Origin of the sequence: Enterococcus gilvus ATCC BAA-350 (assembly GCF_000407545.1) — a bacterium.
Classification (GTDB): Bacteria; Bacillota; Bacilli; order Lactobacillales; family Enterococcaceae; genus Enterococcus_A; species Enterococcus_A gilvus.
In genome coordinates this window covers 810,303-825,114 of record NZ_ASWH01000002.1, presented here as the reverse complement: position 1 = coordinate 825,114, position 14,812 = coordinate 810,303, and the positions used below count along the sequence as shown (strand labels likewise).

13 protein-coding genes are annotated in these 14,812 nt (G+C 40.9%); 11 read left to right on the top strand and 2 right to left on the bottom strand.

Annotated features, from left to right (window positions below; genetic code table 11):
* Window positions 1-16: 16 nt before the first annotated feature.
* The 4 genes from I592_RS19000 (at window position 17) to I592_RS18985 (ending at window position 4,173) form a co-directional block, all read left to right on the top strand.
* Window positions 17-1,432, top strand: coding sequence for a PTS transporter subunit EIIC (locus tag I592_RS19000; protein ID WP_010778944.1), 1,416 nt, complete (start codon window positions 17-19; stop codon window positions 1,430-1,432).
* A 12-nt stretch (window positions 1,433-1,444) separates the two neighbouring features.
* Complete coding sequence (locus I592_RS18995) at window positions 1,445-2,773, top strand: family 4 glycosyl hydrolase (RefSeq protein ID WP_010778945.1); 1,329 nt, start codon at window positions 1,445-1,447, stop codon at window positions 2,771-2,773.
* A gap of 13 nt (window positions 2,774-2,786) precedes the next feature.
* Complete coding sequence (locus I592_RS18990) at window positions 2,787-3,245, top strand: PTS sugar transporter subunit IIA (RefSeq protein WP_010778946.1); 459 nt, start codon at window positions 2,787-2,789, stop codon at window positions 3,243-3,245.
* Window positions 3,246-3,315: 70 nt separating this feature from the next.
* Window positions 3,316-4,173 carry a GRP family sugar transporter gene (locus I592_RS18985; protein WP_010778947.1) on the top strand — a complete coding sequence of 286 codons (858 nt, stop codon included), beginning with the start codon at window positions 3,316-3,318 and terminating at the stop codon, window positions 4,171-4,173.
* Window positions 4,174-4,427: 254 nt separating this feature from the next.
* Here I592_RS18985 and I592_RS18980 read toward each other — a convergent pair whose 3' ends face one another.
* Both I592_RS18980 and I592_RS18975 read right to left on the bottom strand, forming a co-directional pair.
* Window positions 4,428-5,177 carry an epoxyqueuosine reductase QueH gene (locus tag I592_RS18980; RefSeq protein WP_010778948.1) on the bottom strand — a complete coding sequence of 250 codons (750 nt, stop codon included), beginning with the start codon at window positions 5,175-5,177 and terminating at the stop codon, window positions 4,428-4,430.
* 385 nt (window positions 5,178-5,562) lie between these two features.
* Window positions 5,563-6,105: a helix-turn-helix domain-containing protein gene (locus I592_RS18975; protein WP_010778949.1), complete on the bottom strand. Its 543-nt coding sequence runs from the start codon at window positions 6,103-6,105 to the stop codon at window positions 5,563-5,565.
* 266 nt (window positions 6,106-6,371) lie between these two features.
* Here I592_RS18975 and I592_RS18970 point away from each other — a divergent pair, with 266 nt between their 5' ends.
* From I592_RS18970 to grdD, 7 genes are all read left to right on the top strand, one after another.
* Window positions 6,372-7,151, top strand: a complete 780-nt coding sequence (locus I592_RS18970) for a radical SAM protein (protein ID WP_010778950.1) — start codon at window positions 6,372-6,374, stop codon at window positions 7,149-7,151.
* A gap of 77 nt (window positions 7,152-7,228) precedes the next feature.
* Window positions 7,229-9,631, top strand: a complete 2,403-nt coding sequence (hypD, locus tag I592_RS18965; RefSeq protein ID WP_010778951.1) for a trans-4-hydroxy-L-proline dehydratase — start codon at window positions 7,229-7,231, stop codon at window positions 9,629-9,631.
* Window positions 9,632-10,193: 562 nt separating this feature from the next.
* The gene (trxB, locus tag I592_RS18960) at window positions 10,194-11,123 is read left to right on the top strand and encodes a thioredoxin-disulfide reductase (RefSeq protein WP_010778952.1); all 930 of its coding nucleotides are present in this window, start codon (window positions 10,194-10,196) and stop codon (window positions 11,121-11,123) included.
* 80 nt (window positions 11,124-11,203) lie between these two features.
* Window positions 11,204-11,521 carry a thioredoxin TrxA gene (gene trxA, locus I592_RS18955; RefSeq protein ID WP_010778953.1) on the top strand — a complete coding sequence of 106 codons (318 nt, stop codon included), beginning with the start codon at window positions 11,204-11,206 and terminating at the stop codon, window positions 11,519-11,521.
* A 45-nt stretch (window positions 11,522-11,566) separates the two neighbouring features.
* A complete protein-coding gene (grdA, locus tag I592_RS18945) occupies window positions 11,567-12,031 on the top strand; it encodes a glycine/sarcosine/betaine reductase complex selenoprotein A (RefSeq protein ID WP_086305222.1) in 465 nt (154 codons plus the stop codon).
* 82 nt (window positions 12,032-12,113) lie between these two features.
* Entirely contained in the window at window positions 12,114-13,649 is a 1,536-nt protein-coding gene (gene grdC, locus I592_RS18940) for a glycine/sarcosine/betaine reductase complex component C subunit beta (RefSeq protein ID WP_010778956.1), read from the top strand.
* 3 nt (window positions 13,650-13,652) lie between these two features.
* Entirely contained in the window at window positions 13,653-14,810 is a 1,158-nt protein-coding gene (gene grdD, locus I592_RS18935) for a glycine/sarcosine/betaine reductase complex component C subunit alpha (protein WP_010778957.1), read from the top strand.
* The last annotated feature ends 2 nt before the right edge of the window (window positions 14,811-14,812 follow it).

The following is a 14,812-nucleotide window of genomic DNA, read 5'->3' as shown; positions in this document are numbered from 1 at the left end:
TAAGGAGGAGTTAGAAATGTCGAATTTCAAAGCAAATATTCAAAAATTGGGAAGAGCAATGCTGCTTCCGGTCGCTGCGATGCCATTGGCGGGTTTGATTATGCGCCTTTCTGCAGACGATATGTTGAACATTCCAGTCATTGGTGCCGCTGGAAACGCTGTATTTGGGAATTTAGATATACTATTTGCAATCGGTGTAACGATTGGATTTGCCAAAACAAAGGACAAGGGAATTCCTGCACTTACCGGATTTCTTGCAATTGCTACGTTGAAAAAAGGATTAGAGATCATGAATCCGGCTGTTAATATGGGGATTTTCGGCGGGATTATTTCCGGATTGATTGCCGCGTGGACTTATAATCGATTCAAAGAACAAAAATTACCGATGGTCTTTTCTTATTTTGCAGGTGAAAAATTTCCATTGACGATGGTTATGATTATTCAGACTGTTACTTCCGTTGTATTTGGCTTCTTATGGCCATTTGCTCAAGCGGGGATTGACACTTTTGCGAGATTATTAGTAAATATGGGTGCCTTAGGAGTAGGAATTTTCATGTTTTTGAATCGCTTATTGATACCTTTTGGTCTTCATCATGTTCTAAATACTTATGTTTACTACGATTTAGGTAGTTACACAGCACCTAATGGCGAAGTGTTTCGAGGTGAGATGACGCGTTTTATTAATGGAGATCCGCAGGCAGGTCTATTTTTATCAGGTTTCTTCGTAGTTATGATGTTTGGAGTTCCAGCAATTTGTTACGCAATTTATCGAGCAGCATACAAGGAAAACAAGGATATGGTTAAAGGAATTATGGGGAGTGGGGCCGCAACGTCATTTATTTCAAACATCACTGAGCCTGTCGAGTTTAGTTTCATGTTTCTTTCGCCGATGCTTTACGTTGTACATGCTATATTTGCAGGTCTAGCAGGGATTGTTTGTTATTTACTAAATATTCGAATTGGTTTTACTTTTGGAGCATGTATCGTTGATTATTTGATCAACTTTCGGATTGCAACGAATGCAATATTAATCATTCCAGTTGGGCTCGTTTTCTTTGCTCTTTATTATTTTACATTCTACTACTTGATTAAGAAACGCAACATTCACACTTTAGGAAGAGAAGTGGCGACAGATTATGGAGTAGAAACTATAGAAGAAGAAAAAGAGCTAGGCTTAGCGAGTAAAAATTATGAATATATGGCAAAAAAAATGCTGCAGGCTTTTGGAGGGGCAGAGAATGTCTCTGACGCTTATAGTTGTAATACACGTTTAAGAGTTGAGGTAGAAAATCCAACAATTGTTGATGAACAACGAATTAAACAATTAGGAGTCAGTGGTGTCATTAAACCTACAGAAAAAAATTATCAAGTCATTATCGGGTTAGAAGTTACTTATGTAATGGCCGAGTTTAATAAATTATTGGAGCAATAGGAGGAAAATAGAATGACTAAAAAACAAATTATTACGATTGCTGGCGGAGGTAGTACGTACACACCAGGAATAATTCAAGCCGTCTTAAACAACGCGGATCGCTTACCACTTTCAGAGATTCGCTTATACGATATTGATGAACAAAGAAATGATGATATGTATTTGATCATCCAATATATGCTAAAAAAAGAAGGCTTTAAAGATGTGGTGATTTCTTCAACGGAAGACCCAGAGAAAGCTTTCACTGGAAGTGATTTTATATTTTCACAAATTCGGGTTGGTGGAATGAAAATGCGGGAGAAAGATGAAAAAATCCCATTAAACCATGGGTTAGTGGGACAAGAAACTTGCGGCTTAGGGGGATTCGCTTACGGTATGCGCTCAATGAATGGGTTGTTAGAAATCGTTGGCTATGTGCAAGAGTATGCTCCAAATGCGTGGATACTGAACTACACGAATCCTGAATCAATCGTTTCAGAAGCGGTTCGCAGACAATATCCAAAGGCAAAAATGATCAATGCCTGTGACATGACGATATCAATTGAAGAAACAATCGCTGTCAATTATGGTTATGATCGTAAAAATTGGATACCAACTTACTACGGGTTAAACCATTTCGGCTGGTATACCTCGATCTACGATAAAGAGTTAAAACGAGATGTGATGCCTGAGATCATTGAAAAATTGACCACACAAGAAATGGAAGTAGCTGATTTCAATGCAGGCGATAAAACTTGGCAGGAAGCATTCAGTATGATGTCAGTGATTACGAAAAACTTTCCTCAAAATATTCCAAACAATTATTTAGAGTATTACTTATATCCAGATATGGTAGTGGAGCACGCAGATAAAGACTATACACGTGCCAACATGGTGATGGAGGGTAGAGAGAAAAATACGAAAGAGATGGCGGAAAAAATTCGCGATGGAGCGACTGAAGATATTTTAAACTTTAATTTCGGTGAACACGGACAGTACATCGTTGATATGGCGACCTCGTTATTAAATGATGAACGTCGGCGCTTTATGCTGATCGTCCCAAATCAAGGAGCCATTCCAAACTTGCGAGCAGATGCAGTTGTTGAAGTGCCAGCTTATGTCGGGGCTACAGGAGTCGAGCCAATTTCATTAAGGGAACCTATTAGTGATTTCCATAAAGGGTTGATGGAAGCCCAAGTAGCAGCTGAAAAATTGTTAGTAGATGCTTACTTTGAAGGCTCTTATCAGAAAGCCTTACAGGCATTCACGCTTAATCAAACCGTTCCTAATGCTAGAGTTGCAAAAAATATTTTAGATGAAATGATTGAAGCCAATAAAGAATACTGGCCAAAATTAGTTTAGAGGTGATAAGAAGATGCTTTTTTTTAAAACAAAAAAAGTTATGAAATCTGTTGCGAATGGTCAAGTTCTTCCTTTAGAAGCAGTAAAGGACGAGGTCTTCTCTTCAAAAATGATGGGCGACGGATTTGCGATCAGTCAACATGATGGCAGGGTCTATGCCCCGATTGACGGAATTGTTAAGAACATTTTCCCAACCCTACACGCGATTACGATTGAGAGTAAAACAGGAGAAAAAATTTTGATTCATATGGGATTAGACACCGTGGATTTAAAAGGAGAGCCCTTCTCAATCAGAGTATCCGAAGGACAAAAAGTGAAGTCCGAGACCCTGCTTGCCGTGATAGATTTAACAAAACTGGAAAAGGCACAAAAAGATGATATGATCATTGTAGTTTTTCCTGAAATGATTCACGGAAACTTGTTAATGAAGAATCAAAACGTAACCATTCAAGACGAGGTATTTAAATTTTAAATCGGAAAAAGACTGGGTTAGCTACTCAGTCTTTTATTGAATCGATTTAACTGATATATAGGAGAAATCAATGACTATTATTTTTTTGTTACCTGCTTTAGGATGGGGATTTATGCCTATTATAGCCAAATTGACCAATGCGAAACCAATCAATCAGCTTTTGGGAACAACAACAATGAGTTTATTAATAGGGGTTGTTTTCACTTTGATTGTTGACCCTGGTTACGATAGACAACATTTCTTAGCTGCTCTTTTCTCTGGATGTTTTTGGTCAATCGGACAATATTTGCAATTCTATTCTTTTCAATTGCTCCCTGTATCTGAAGCTATGCCAATTTCGAACGGAACTCAATTGATTGGAACAACGTTCATTGCGGCAATTTTTTTTAAAGAATGGTCAAATTGGAATACGGTGACAGTCGGAATTGGAGGTATTCTTTTAATCATTTTTGGTATTTTTTTAACCTCATATTTAGGAGAACGAAAAGAAACTCAGCAATCAATTGTAGAAAAGAGAAAAGCTATTTATTCGCTGCTTTTATCGTCCACAGCATTAACTATTTATGTAACATTACCGCAAGGTTTTCAGGCTAGTGGGGCGGAGGTACTTTTACCGCAAGCAATTGGAATGTGGATATCTTCAATCATTTTATCAACTATGATGAGAAGTGATGCGAACTGGAGTGAAGTAGGAAAAAATCTTGGAACAGGGCTAGCATGGAGTATCGCAAATGTCAGTCTATTCCTTTCCATACCAGTAATCGGGGTGGCTAAAAGCTTTACTTTTTCACAATTGGCAGTTCTAATTTCCATTTATGCAGGAATAGCAATACTGAAAGTTCAGAAAACGAGAAAAGAACTAAAAATAATCAGTTTGGGAGCCATGTTTATCACAGCAGGGATTATTCTGATCGGTTTATTAAAATAAAAATTATTTGGTTGATTCTAAAGTAATGATACTGAGCCGCAAAACAGGAAAAAACATCTCTATTTAAGTTCATTATCAAAATGAGCTTAATAGAGATGTTTTTACTTTTGAATTGTCAAATCAAGTGCAACAGCCTATCAATATTAATTATTAATATTGAAATTAAAACCGAAAAAAATAGGCCACTTCTTCTCTATTGAATATAGAAAAAAGTAGCCCATCAGATTGATTTTATAAGTAATTACTTTTGTGACTTAATTTGATAGTGTCTGCGTTTCTCTCCGATGTTCTTTCACATAGGCTTTGGCTTCCTTATTGATTGTTTTCAAATCACAGCCCTGTTGTTTTGCGGCAAACACACATCCGCAGTAGCATTGACGGTAAACATCGTATTCTTTACACATTTCGATCGACCGTTGATAGCCGGAATTTTTCTTGAAATCGCTTGGCAGATAATGGGTATTGTATATTTTTTGAATATCCATCCCGATCTGATTGATCAACTGGCTGTTCTTTTTCGGTGAGATCGTCAAGGCGCTGCCGAAATAATCGTACCCGCGGTCCAGTGCTTCTTTTGCCGCTAAATCTAGACGCATATTGAAACAAGCCGTGCAGCGTTTTCCGCCCTCGGGCTCTTCGGTCAGTTCTTTTTTCTGCATCAATTGAATAAATTCATTCGGCTTATAATCATCAATGATCAAATCTACATGATTCCCGGTCGCCGCATTAAAGTCATTGATAAACTTCTCTTGGACCAAGACGCGACGTTGGTATTCACTTTCAGGATGGATGTTTGAATTTGAGAAAAAGATCGTCACATCCGCATGCTGGGTCAAGAATTCCAATGTATAGGTACTGCAAGGAGCGCAACAAGAATGAATCAAAATTCGGGGGCGAACGTCTTCATTTTCCCACGATTGGATCATCTTATGGAGCACACGATCATAATTTATTTTCTGATTGCTCATTTTTTCAACGATTTCCGTTGCATCTATTGTATTCATCAAATCACCTGAAAGTATTATAAGCGAAAAAACTGTGGAATGAAAGATAGACTACGATTCCGTTGCAATTAATTATTTTATTAAAGTTGGCAATTCGCGATCATTATAGAATTAGGCTGTAGTACTTATTTGTTGAAGCAGATTGGACAGGATATAATGAAAGACTACTATTGTATAGGAGCAAAAAATAACTCACAGGGTGTGTTTTCGATATATAGCATGGAGAGGAAGATACTTCTTATATTGAAACAGAAAATACGCGTCAAAAAGTAGGCGTATTATAAGAAACGTTAGATTCTCAAGCGATCTTCATCAGAGATATGAATTTCGGAATTTGCGTTTCTAACTAAAAAAAGCGTTCGATCATCAGTGATCGAACGTTTTTTTAATAATCATTTGGGTAATGGACCACGATGAATTTAACGATATTATTGGTTTGATTGTCCCAATTGTGGTTGACGGTTGAAAAATAATGGGCGGAGTCACCTGGGTATAGCTGGTACGTCGCCTCTTCGATCACTAACGTTAGAATCCCTTCTAATACATAGACAAATTCCTCTCCATGATGCGGGTAGGTCGTTGGAAGCTCTCGTTTTTCATGAGGCATGATCTCGATCATTTTTGGTGCGATTTTTTTGTCCTGTGGCGTGCGACTCAGTTGTTTGTAGATCATATTATTCAACTTGTGGATCACAGGCTGATCATAGCCGCGAATAATGGGTTCGACCACAGCTTCTTCTTCAAAAAAGTAATTGATTTTTACTTTGAATAACGCCGCGATCGTTGCCAAATGTTCGACTGCGATGGTGGTGATTCCGCGTTCAAATTGGGATAGAAATCCCGTTGATAAGCCTGTAGCTTCAGAAAGTTGTTTGAGGGTCATTCCGCGCTCGTTGCGCAAATTCTTAACTTTTTCACCAATAGTCATATGTATGCTCCTATATTCTCGTTCGTTTTAAAAAACGTTCCGTCGATTCATTTTACCAAATGAATGGGGGAATCGAATAGCGAACTAAAGAATTTTTTTGATATAGTAAGAAAATTGAGGATGTATAGTAAGTATACCTAAAAAGCACACAAGCATCATTTAAATGAAAAAATACAGAAAAACAATCGTTAATAATTCACTATTATGAATAAAGCGCTTGCAACTGTTGTGGTGAGACTTTATAATAAAAGGTGGGAGGGAAGCACGTGAAAAAGCCGACGATTTTTAATATTCAGAAGTTTTCGACCCATGATGGGCCGGGCATACGTACGACGATTTTTTTCAAAGGGTGTCCTATTAGATGTGAATGGTGTCACAATCCTGAAAGCCAAATGTTTGGACCAGAGATCATGGTAAACAAATATGGGAAAGAGGAACGAATCGGGAAAGAGTATTCATTACGAGAATTAGTGAAAAAGATTCAATCTGACCAAATTTTTTATGATCAATCCGGTGGCGGTGTAACGTTTTCTGGTGGTGAGGTCATGGCCCAAGATATGGATTATGTCGTGGCTTTGGCGCAGGAGTGTCAGCGTTTGGGAATCACTGTGACGATCGATACGTGTGGGGTAGCGCCAACGGAAAATTACCGCAGGATTCTGCCGTATACGGATTTATTTTTATATGATCTAAAGTTCATAGATTCACATAACCATCAGTTGTATACAGGTGTAGGCAATCAGTTGGTTCTGGAGAACTTGCGATTTTTATCTGAACAACAAGCGGAGATCAACTTGCGACTGATCCTATTAGAGGAAATCAATGCCGATGAAGTCGATGCCAAGGAGATTATTGATTGGCTGGCAAGCGAAAAAATTCATGTGAGTGAAATCTCGCTGCTTCCGTATCATGATTTTGGCCGAGACAAGTATGAGCGGTTAAAACGAGTATGCACGCAAAATTTTGTCAAACCATCGGATGATAAAGTCGCTGCACTTCAAAAGGTTTATCAAGACGCAGGGTATCAAGCGACGATTGGCGGCTAAGTTGTAACATAAAGCCTAAACGTCAGAGGAAATAGTTTTTATCAGTCATTCATAAAAATGGGACAGGAGGAAAATTAATGGCGGAATTAACACTGGAACCAACGAGAAGAGGAAGCACGGAACGGATCAAACGATTGCGGGAAATCAGCGACAAGGAATGTACACCGAGTATTTCTATGGAACGGGCAGTCCTATTGACGGAAGCCTATAAAAAATGGGAGGGCAAAGTTTCCGCGCCTGTATTACGAGGGAAAGCCTTCAAGTACATTATGGAAAATCGGACGAATTATATTGAAAAAGGGTCTTTAGTTTTAGGAGAAAAAGGCGATAAGCCGTGGGCGGCTCCGACGTTCCCAGAACTGTGCTGTCACACCTTAGAAGACTTTGAAAACATGAACAATCGTGAGAAAGTCTTTTTCCGTGTAAGTGAAGAAGATCGTCGCATTCAAGAAGAAGTCATCATTCCTTATTGGCACGATCGTGCGATGATGACCCGAATGAATCGTCTGCTGCCGGAAGAGTGGCATTTGTTGTTTGATGCAGGATTATACACCGAATTTTTGATGCAGCGTGGGCCAGGACATACGGTAGCCGATGGAAAAATGTATCAAAAGGGCTTTGCGGATTTCAAAGCAGATATCCAGCAAGAAATTGACAATCTAGATTACAACAAGGACATGGAGGCGTTGAACAAACGGGAAGAGTTGGAAGGCATGAAGCTGGTCTGCGAGGGCATGATCATTTATGGAAAACGCTACGCGCAGCAATGTCGAGACCTAGCTGAAAAAGAGACTGATCCGCAGTGGAAACAAGAACTGCTGGATTTAGCAGAAGTCTGCGATGTGGTACCGGAACACGCGCCGCAAACCTTCCGCCAAGCGATCCAGATGTATTGGTTCACCCACATTGGCGTGACGGTGGAGATGAACAACTGGGATGCTTATTCGCCAGGGAAATTGGATCAGCATTTAGAACCCTTCTATGAAAAAGATATTGAGGAAGGGCGGTTGACGCGAGAAGAAGCGCGGGAATTATTAGAGAATTTATGGATTCAATTCAATAATCAGCCGGCACCGCCAAAAGTCGGGATCACACTGAAAGAAAGCGGCACATATACAGATTTCTGTAATTTAAATACGGGTGCGTTGCGTCCAGATGGAACCAGCGGCGTGAGTGATGTGAGTTATTTGATCTTAGAGGTAATGGATGAAATGAAGCTGCTGCAGCCAAGCTCAAATGTACAGATTTCTCGCAAATCACCGGAAAAATTCTTGCGGGAAGCCTTAAAAGTCTCTCGCAAGGGCTGGGGGCAGCCAGCTATGTATAATTCGGAAGCCGTTTTAGCAGAATTAAGTTATCTAGGGAAAACGGTGGACGATGCCAGAGAAAGCGGGATCTGTTCAGGCTGTGTCGAAGTTGGGGTGGCAGGAAAGGAAGCTTATGTATTAACAGGTTATTTAAACATTCCGAAAGTCTTTGAATTGGCGATGAATCGAGGCTACGACCATTATACAGACAAGCAGGTGGGAATCGACGTAGGAGACTTCACCAAAATGACCACCTATGAGGAAGTATTTGACGCCTTCCATCAGGAGTTGCAATACGTAGTGGACGTGAAGGTGGCTGGGAATAACCTGATCGAACGGATGTATATGGAATTCATGCCCGTACCGCTGCTTTCCGTTATGTCGGATGACTGTATCAAAGTCGGCAAAGACTACAATGCAGGCGGTGCCCGGTATAACACTAGCTACATCCAGTGTGTTGGGATCGCAACGATCACCGATTCGCTGGCTGCGATGAAGCACAATGTCTTTGAAGAAAAAACGATGACGATGCAGGAATTATTGGACGCCTGTGAAGCAGATTTTGAGAATTACGAGGAAATCTACGACAGAGTGTACAATGACACACCAAAATACGGCAATGACGACGAGTACGCGGATACCTTACTGCGAGATGTCGCAGCCTCTCTGCAAGAAGTGATCGCGGGTCGCCCGACACCAAAAGGCTCTAAAACCGTGGTGGAATTTTTACCAACGACGTGTCACGTGTACTTTGGTCAAGTGATGGAAGCTTCGCCAAATGGCCGTCACAAAGGAATCCCATTACCAGACGGTATTTCTCCTGAAAAGGGCGCCGATCGCAATGGGCCGACAGCGGTCATTAAGTCTGCCTCTAAAATCGATCAGACAAAAACTGGCGGCGCACTGTTGAATCAGAAGTTCACGCCAAGTGTGGTAGCAGGAGAAGCAGGAATCACCAATATGGCGTCACTTGTCCGCAGTTATTTTGCCTTGGATGGGCACCATATCCAATTCAACGTGATTGATCGGGACACCTTGTTAAAAGCACAAAAGCATCCAAAAGAATACGAAAACTTGATTGTACGTGTAGCGGGTTATAGCGACTATTTCAATAATTTAGAGAAAGCACTTCAAGACGAAATCATCTCAAGAACGGAACAAGCTTTTGGGTAAATCTTACTTTTATACGTGTTAAAAGCCAGAGTAAAATCCTCTGGCTTTTTTTTATTGAAAATAAAAAAACAGTTGTGAAAGAAGATTTTCAATTTTTTTAGTCAGTTAAAAAAACAAATTGAGAACGAACAATTATTCCTATTGAAATGTCGATTTAGGAAGATAAGAGGACTATTCAAAGAATGAGATAAAAGTGAATTGTGTAACAAAATTGAGTTTCTAAATAAAAAATAGACAATAAGACAATAAAATAAATCGTCATTCCTACCAAATAAATAACGAAAAATTTGGATTAAAAATACATTGATTAGCGCTTCCAATACTGATAGAATAGTTTTTGTACAAATAGTCGTTTGTCGACAATCGACGTTAATCGGATAAATACATAACGATAAATCGAGCATACGTGCTGCACATAGTAAGTTTTTTATTTCACAATTATAATGCGATGAAATTCTCTCAATAGAGAGTCTACGTTTTTTACAAAGGAGCAGAAAAAGAGTCATTTCGTAAATCACGATGAATGTTCATCGTAGGTTATAAAAAAGAATGGGGGATAGGTATGCAAGTGTATGACGTTATCATCATCGGTGCAGGACCAGCGGGCTTGTCAGCAGCTATTTATGCTGGTCGAGCAAGGTTAAAAACGTTATTGATCGAAAAAGGAAAGGATGGCGGACAGATTATTTTGACTTCCGAGATCGAGAACTACCCAGGAAGTCTCGAAGAAGAATCAGGGCGTTCGCTGATTCAGCGTATGTCTGAGCGGGTAGCCTCTTTTGGTGTTGAGAGAGCAGCAGAAACGATTGTTGATGTTGAGCTTTCCAGCGAAGTAAAGGTTCTTAAAGGGAAAAAGGAAGAATACCATGGCCGTTCGGTCATTATTGCTTCAGGAGCATTTCCCCGTCCGATCGGTTGCGAGAATGAAAAGGAGTTTATGGGCAAAGGTCTTTCTTATTGTGCGACATGCGACGCTGCCTTTTTCGAAGATATGGAGGTATTTGTTATCGGTGGGGGAAATTCGGCCGTAGAAGAAGCACTTTTCTTAGCCACATTTGCTCGAAAAGTAACGATTATCCAAAACTTGGCGGAACTAACAGCAGACGCGATCGCGATCGAGCAAGTGATGGCCAATGACAAGATTCACTACATTTATCATTCGATCGTGGAACGTTTAGATGGGGATGGGATCGTCGAGTCTATTACGATCCGCAATACCCAAACCAATGAGACCACTCGTTTTGACGCTGACGAAGAAGACGGGTTGATCGGTGTTTTCAGTTTTATTGGCTATTTACCCCAATCGAAACTCTTTGAAAACATGATTGACATGGAGAACGGCTATATTAAAACCGATGAAAAAATGGCAACAAATGTTCCTGGCGTATACGCAGCAGGCGATGTGCGTGTGAAGAATGTTCGCCAAGTGGTGACCGCTAGTGGTGATGGGGCCACAGCAGCCGTCGCAATCGAGAAGTATCTGCATCACTAAAATTTTTCTTGAAGGAACCATCTGAGCTGTCTTTTATCAGGAGAGACAGCTACATCATAAGGGTAAGGGGTAATGAACCAATGAAAGTTTTAGACAAAAAGAATTTTGAAACAGAAGTAGTGCAAAGTGAAGGGACGATGCTCGTGGATTTCTTTTCAGAAACCTGTGAACCCTGTCAGGCTTTGATGCCGAGTATCGAGGCGCTGGATGCGAAATACAGCGATAAGATGCCCTTCGCAAAGCTGGATACTGCGAAAGCGAGAAGGGTAGCGATCGGGCAAAAAATTCTGGGTATCCCGGCGATCGCCATATATCAGGATGGAAAAAAAGTTGAAGAACTGGTAAAAGACGATGCGACACCAGAAAGTGTAGAAGCAATGATTCAAAAGTATATTTAACGGGTCACACCGATTAAATAATATAAAAAACAAGGAGGAATCATTATGTTGCTGAAAGACAAAAAAGTTATCATCCTCGGCGACAGAGACGGCGTTCCTGGTCAAGCCATTGAAGAATGTGTGACACCACTAGGCGCAGATGTCGTATTCTCATCTACAGAATGCTTTGTCTGAACGGCCGCGGGCGCAATGGATCTGGAAAATCAAAAGAGGGTAAAGGAATTTACAGAGGAATTTGGTGCTGAGAATATTGTTGTTGTTCTTGGTGCGGCAGAAGGTGAAGCTGCTGGATTAGCAGCCGAAACTGTAACCTTAGGAGACCCTACGTATGCCGGTCCATTAGCGGGAGTCCAGTTAGGACTTGACGTATATCATATCGTTGAACCAGAAATGAAAGAAACGATCGACTCTGAGCTGTACGAGGAACAAGTTGGCATGATGGAAATGGTACTAGATGTTGACGATATCGTTGACGAAATGGCTTCCATTCGAAGTCAAATAGGTGAATAAGTTTGATGTGCAGCTTTTTATGATACTGGACATTGACTTGTTCAGTATCATTCCAAAATTGTGAAAAGAAAGGATGTTTCTATTGTATAGCGTATTGAAAGGATCGAGCTATTTTCTTGCCCATACCCCAGATATGGTAGTACACAATGGTACTACTCAAACACTTCAAAGAAAAATTGATCCTGATTCAGAATACTTAAAAAACATAAGCGAACACTTGCGGGACTATGACACTTGTGTATCCTATCCACCAAACCAAGTCTATATTGGCAATATGACACCAGAAGAACTCGAAGAATTCGAGACCCCTTGGTATGATAAAAAAGCTGAAAACAAACGACAAGGAAAATTCGGCGAAATCATGCCTGAAGAGGAGTTTATCGGCATGATGAAATATGTCGATGTCTTTGACTTGGTTAAGTTAGAAGATCGTTTTAGTCAATCAATAAAAAGTAAATTGGACAAGCATCCTTTATTGGATGAACAAATCTTAGAAAAGCTTTCGGAAAAAGTAACGAAGGAAGATATTGACGGGTTCATCAAGAATGAAAAGGCGGAACCAATCTATTTTAATGGAGACACGGTTGGTTGTGTCAAAGCCGCTCATAATTTAGATGATACCTTATTTGCGCATGTCATTTTTGAGAACTTAGTCTCAAAAGCCTCTTGTACGATTGCAATTTTACATTTGCTAGAACAGACGGGCGTTGATAAAAATGAGATCGAGTATGTATTGGAATGTTCAGAAGAAGCCTGCGGAGATATGAACCAACGAGGCGGCGGGAATTTTGCAAAAGCAGCAGCGGAAATGGCAGGCCTGGAAAACGCGACAGGCAGCGATGTCCGTGGTTTTTGTGCTGGACCTACGCATGCACTGATCCAAGCAGCTTCCTTGGTTAAATCCGGTGTTTTCAAAAATGTTATCGTTGCTGCTGGCGGATCAACTGCCAAGCTTGGCATGAACGGAAAAGATCATTTGAACAAAGGTCTGCCGATTTTAGAAGATTGTGTGGCAAGCTTTGCGGTATTGATCTCTAAAAACGATGGGATCAATCCAGAATTGAATATCGACATCGTTGGGCGGCACACGGTTGGAACAGGAGCGTCACCTCAGAAGGTGATTTCGTCATTGACGAGTATCCCTTTGGAAAACGCTGGATTAAAACTAACAGATATCGATAAATATTCTGTAGAGATGCAAAATCCAGATATTACGAAACCGGCGGGGGCTGGGAACGTGCCGGAAGCAAATTATAAAATGATCGGCGCATTGGCAGTAATGAAGGGACAAATCCAAAAAGCGGAGCTGCCAGATTTCGTGAAACAGCACGGTATGGTCGGATGGGCACCAACGCAAGGACACATTCCTTCAGGGATACCTTATTTAGGTTTTGCAAGAGAGAATATGTTAGCAGATGGTATCAATCGAGCAATGTTTGTCGGGAAAGGGAGTCTTTTCCTAGGGAGAATGACAAATTTGTTTGATGGGATCTCTTTTGTCATGCAAAAAAATAGCGGCAAACAAGAAGAAACAATTTCTGAAGATCAAATCAAGCAAATGATCGCGGGATCTTTACGAGATTTTGCCAATCATCTTGCTGGAAAGCTTGAGGAATAGTTTATGGCAGGAAAAGAAACCGATCAACTCATTGCAAAGGTGTTTCAAGAGCTTGCGGACACCTTGGAAACGGGGCGAAAAACTACTTCAACAGTCGCCTTAACTGCTCTAGGAAGCGAACACGATGAGTCTGAGCTGATTGAAGCGGCAAAAATGGCCGCAGACAAAGGGATTTCGATAAAAGTAATCGGGACGAAAACCGTAGACTATTCAGGGATTGAGACGGTTTTGGTTTCTGATGCAGAGGAAGGCCATCAGAGGCTCGAGGAGCTGTTAACAAAAGGACTTGCGGATGCAGGAGTCACGATGCATTATCCTTTCCCTATTGGGGTGTCTACTGTTGGCAGAGTCATCACGCCTGCAAAAGGCAGACAGATGTACCTTGCGACAACGACTGGAACATCTGCGTTAACACGCGTGGAAGCACTGGTGCTGAATGCGTTATATGGCATCATTACAGCCAAGGCTTGCGGTATTGCAGCGCCGACAGTCGGTCTATTGAACCTTGATGGCGCTCGCCAAGCGGAGATCGTGTTGAAACGTTTGGCAGAAAACGGCTATCCAATTCATTTTGCAGATTCCAGCCGCAGCGAAGGCGGTGCGATCATGCGAGGCAATGATGTTCTCAACGGAACCTGTGATGTTATGGTAATGGATTCATTGACCGGAAACGTCTTGCAAAAAATATTTTCTTCCTATACTACAGGCGGAAATTATGAATCGTTAGGTTTCGGCTATGGTCCGGGCGTTGGAAAAGGCATGGATAAATTGATTATGATCGTTTCAAGAGCTTCAGGTGCGCCGGTCGTTCGTGGTGCGATCGAATTTGCGGATGAATTGGTTCGCGGAAATTTCAAAAAAATTCAGGAATCAGAGTTCATTAAGCTCGAACAAGCTTCTTTAAGCAAGCTGTTAAAGGAAGCGCAGCCGCAAAAAGAAAGTCTTCAAGAAGAAGCAGTTCCTCCAGAAAAGGAGATCGTCACAGAAGAAATCCACGGCGTTGAAATTTTAGATCTAGAAGAAGCTGTACAGCATTTATGGAAGAAAAACATATACGCTGAAAGCGGGATGGGCTGTACAGGTCCAGTAGTGATGATCGCTGAAAAGAACCTTTCTGAAGCAAAAATATTTTTAGCAGAGGCAGGCTATATCGGAAAGTAAGT

What these genes read in the sequence shown, in the direction of transcription:
- I592_RS19000 (WP_010778944.1), top strand. Translation starts at nt 17, where the DNA reads ATGTCGAATTTCAAAGCAAATATTCAAAAATTGGGAAGAGCAATGCTG.
- I592_RS18995 (WP_010778945.1), top strand. Translation starts at nt 1,445, where the DNA reads ATGACTAAAAAACAAATTATTACGATTGCTGGCGGAGGTAGTACGTAC.
- I592_RS18990 (WP_010778946.1), top strand. Translation starts at nt 2,787, where the DNA reads ATGCTTTTTTTTAAAACAAAAAAAGTTATGAAATCTGTTGCGAATGGT.
- I592_RS18985 (WP_010778947.1), top strand. Translation starts at nt 3,316, where the DNA reads ATGACTATTATTTTTTTGTTACCTGCTTTAGGATGGGGATTTATGCCT.
- I592_RS18980 (WP_010778948.1), bottom strand. Translation starts at nt 5,177, where the DNA reads ATGAATACAATAGATGCAACGGAAATCGTTGAAAAAATGAGCAATCAG.
- I592_RS18975 (WP_010778949.1), bottom strand. Translation starts at nt 6,105, where the DNA reads ATGACTATTGGTGAAAAAGTTAAGAATTTGCGCAACGAGCGCGGAATG.
- hypD (WP_010778951.1), top strand. Translation starts at nt 7,229, where the DNA reads ATGGCGGAATTAACACTGGAACCAACGAGAAGAGGAAGCACGGAACGG.
- trxB (WP_010778952.1), top strand. Translation starts at nt 10,194, where the DNA reads ATGCAAGTGTATGACGTTATCATCATCGGTGCAGGACCAGCGGGCTTG.
- trxA (WP_010778953.1), top strand. Translation starts at nt 11,204, where the DNA reads ATGAAAGTTTTAGACAAAAAGAATTTTGAAACAGAAGTAGTGCAAAGT.
- grdD (WP_010778957.1), top strand. Translation starts at nt 13,653, where the DNA reads ATGGCAGGAAAAGAAACCGATCAACTCATTGCAAAGGTGTTTCAAGAG.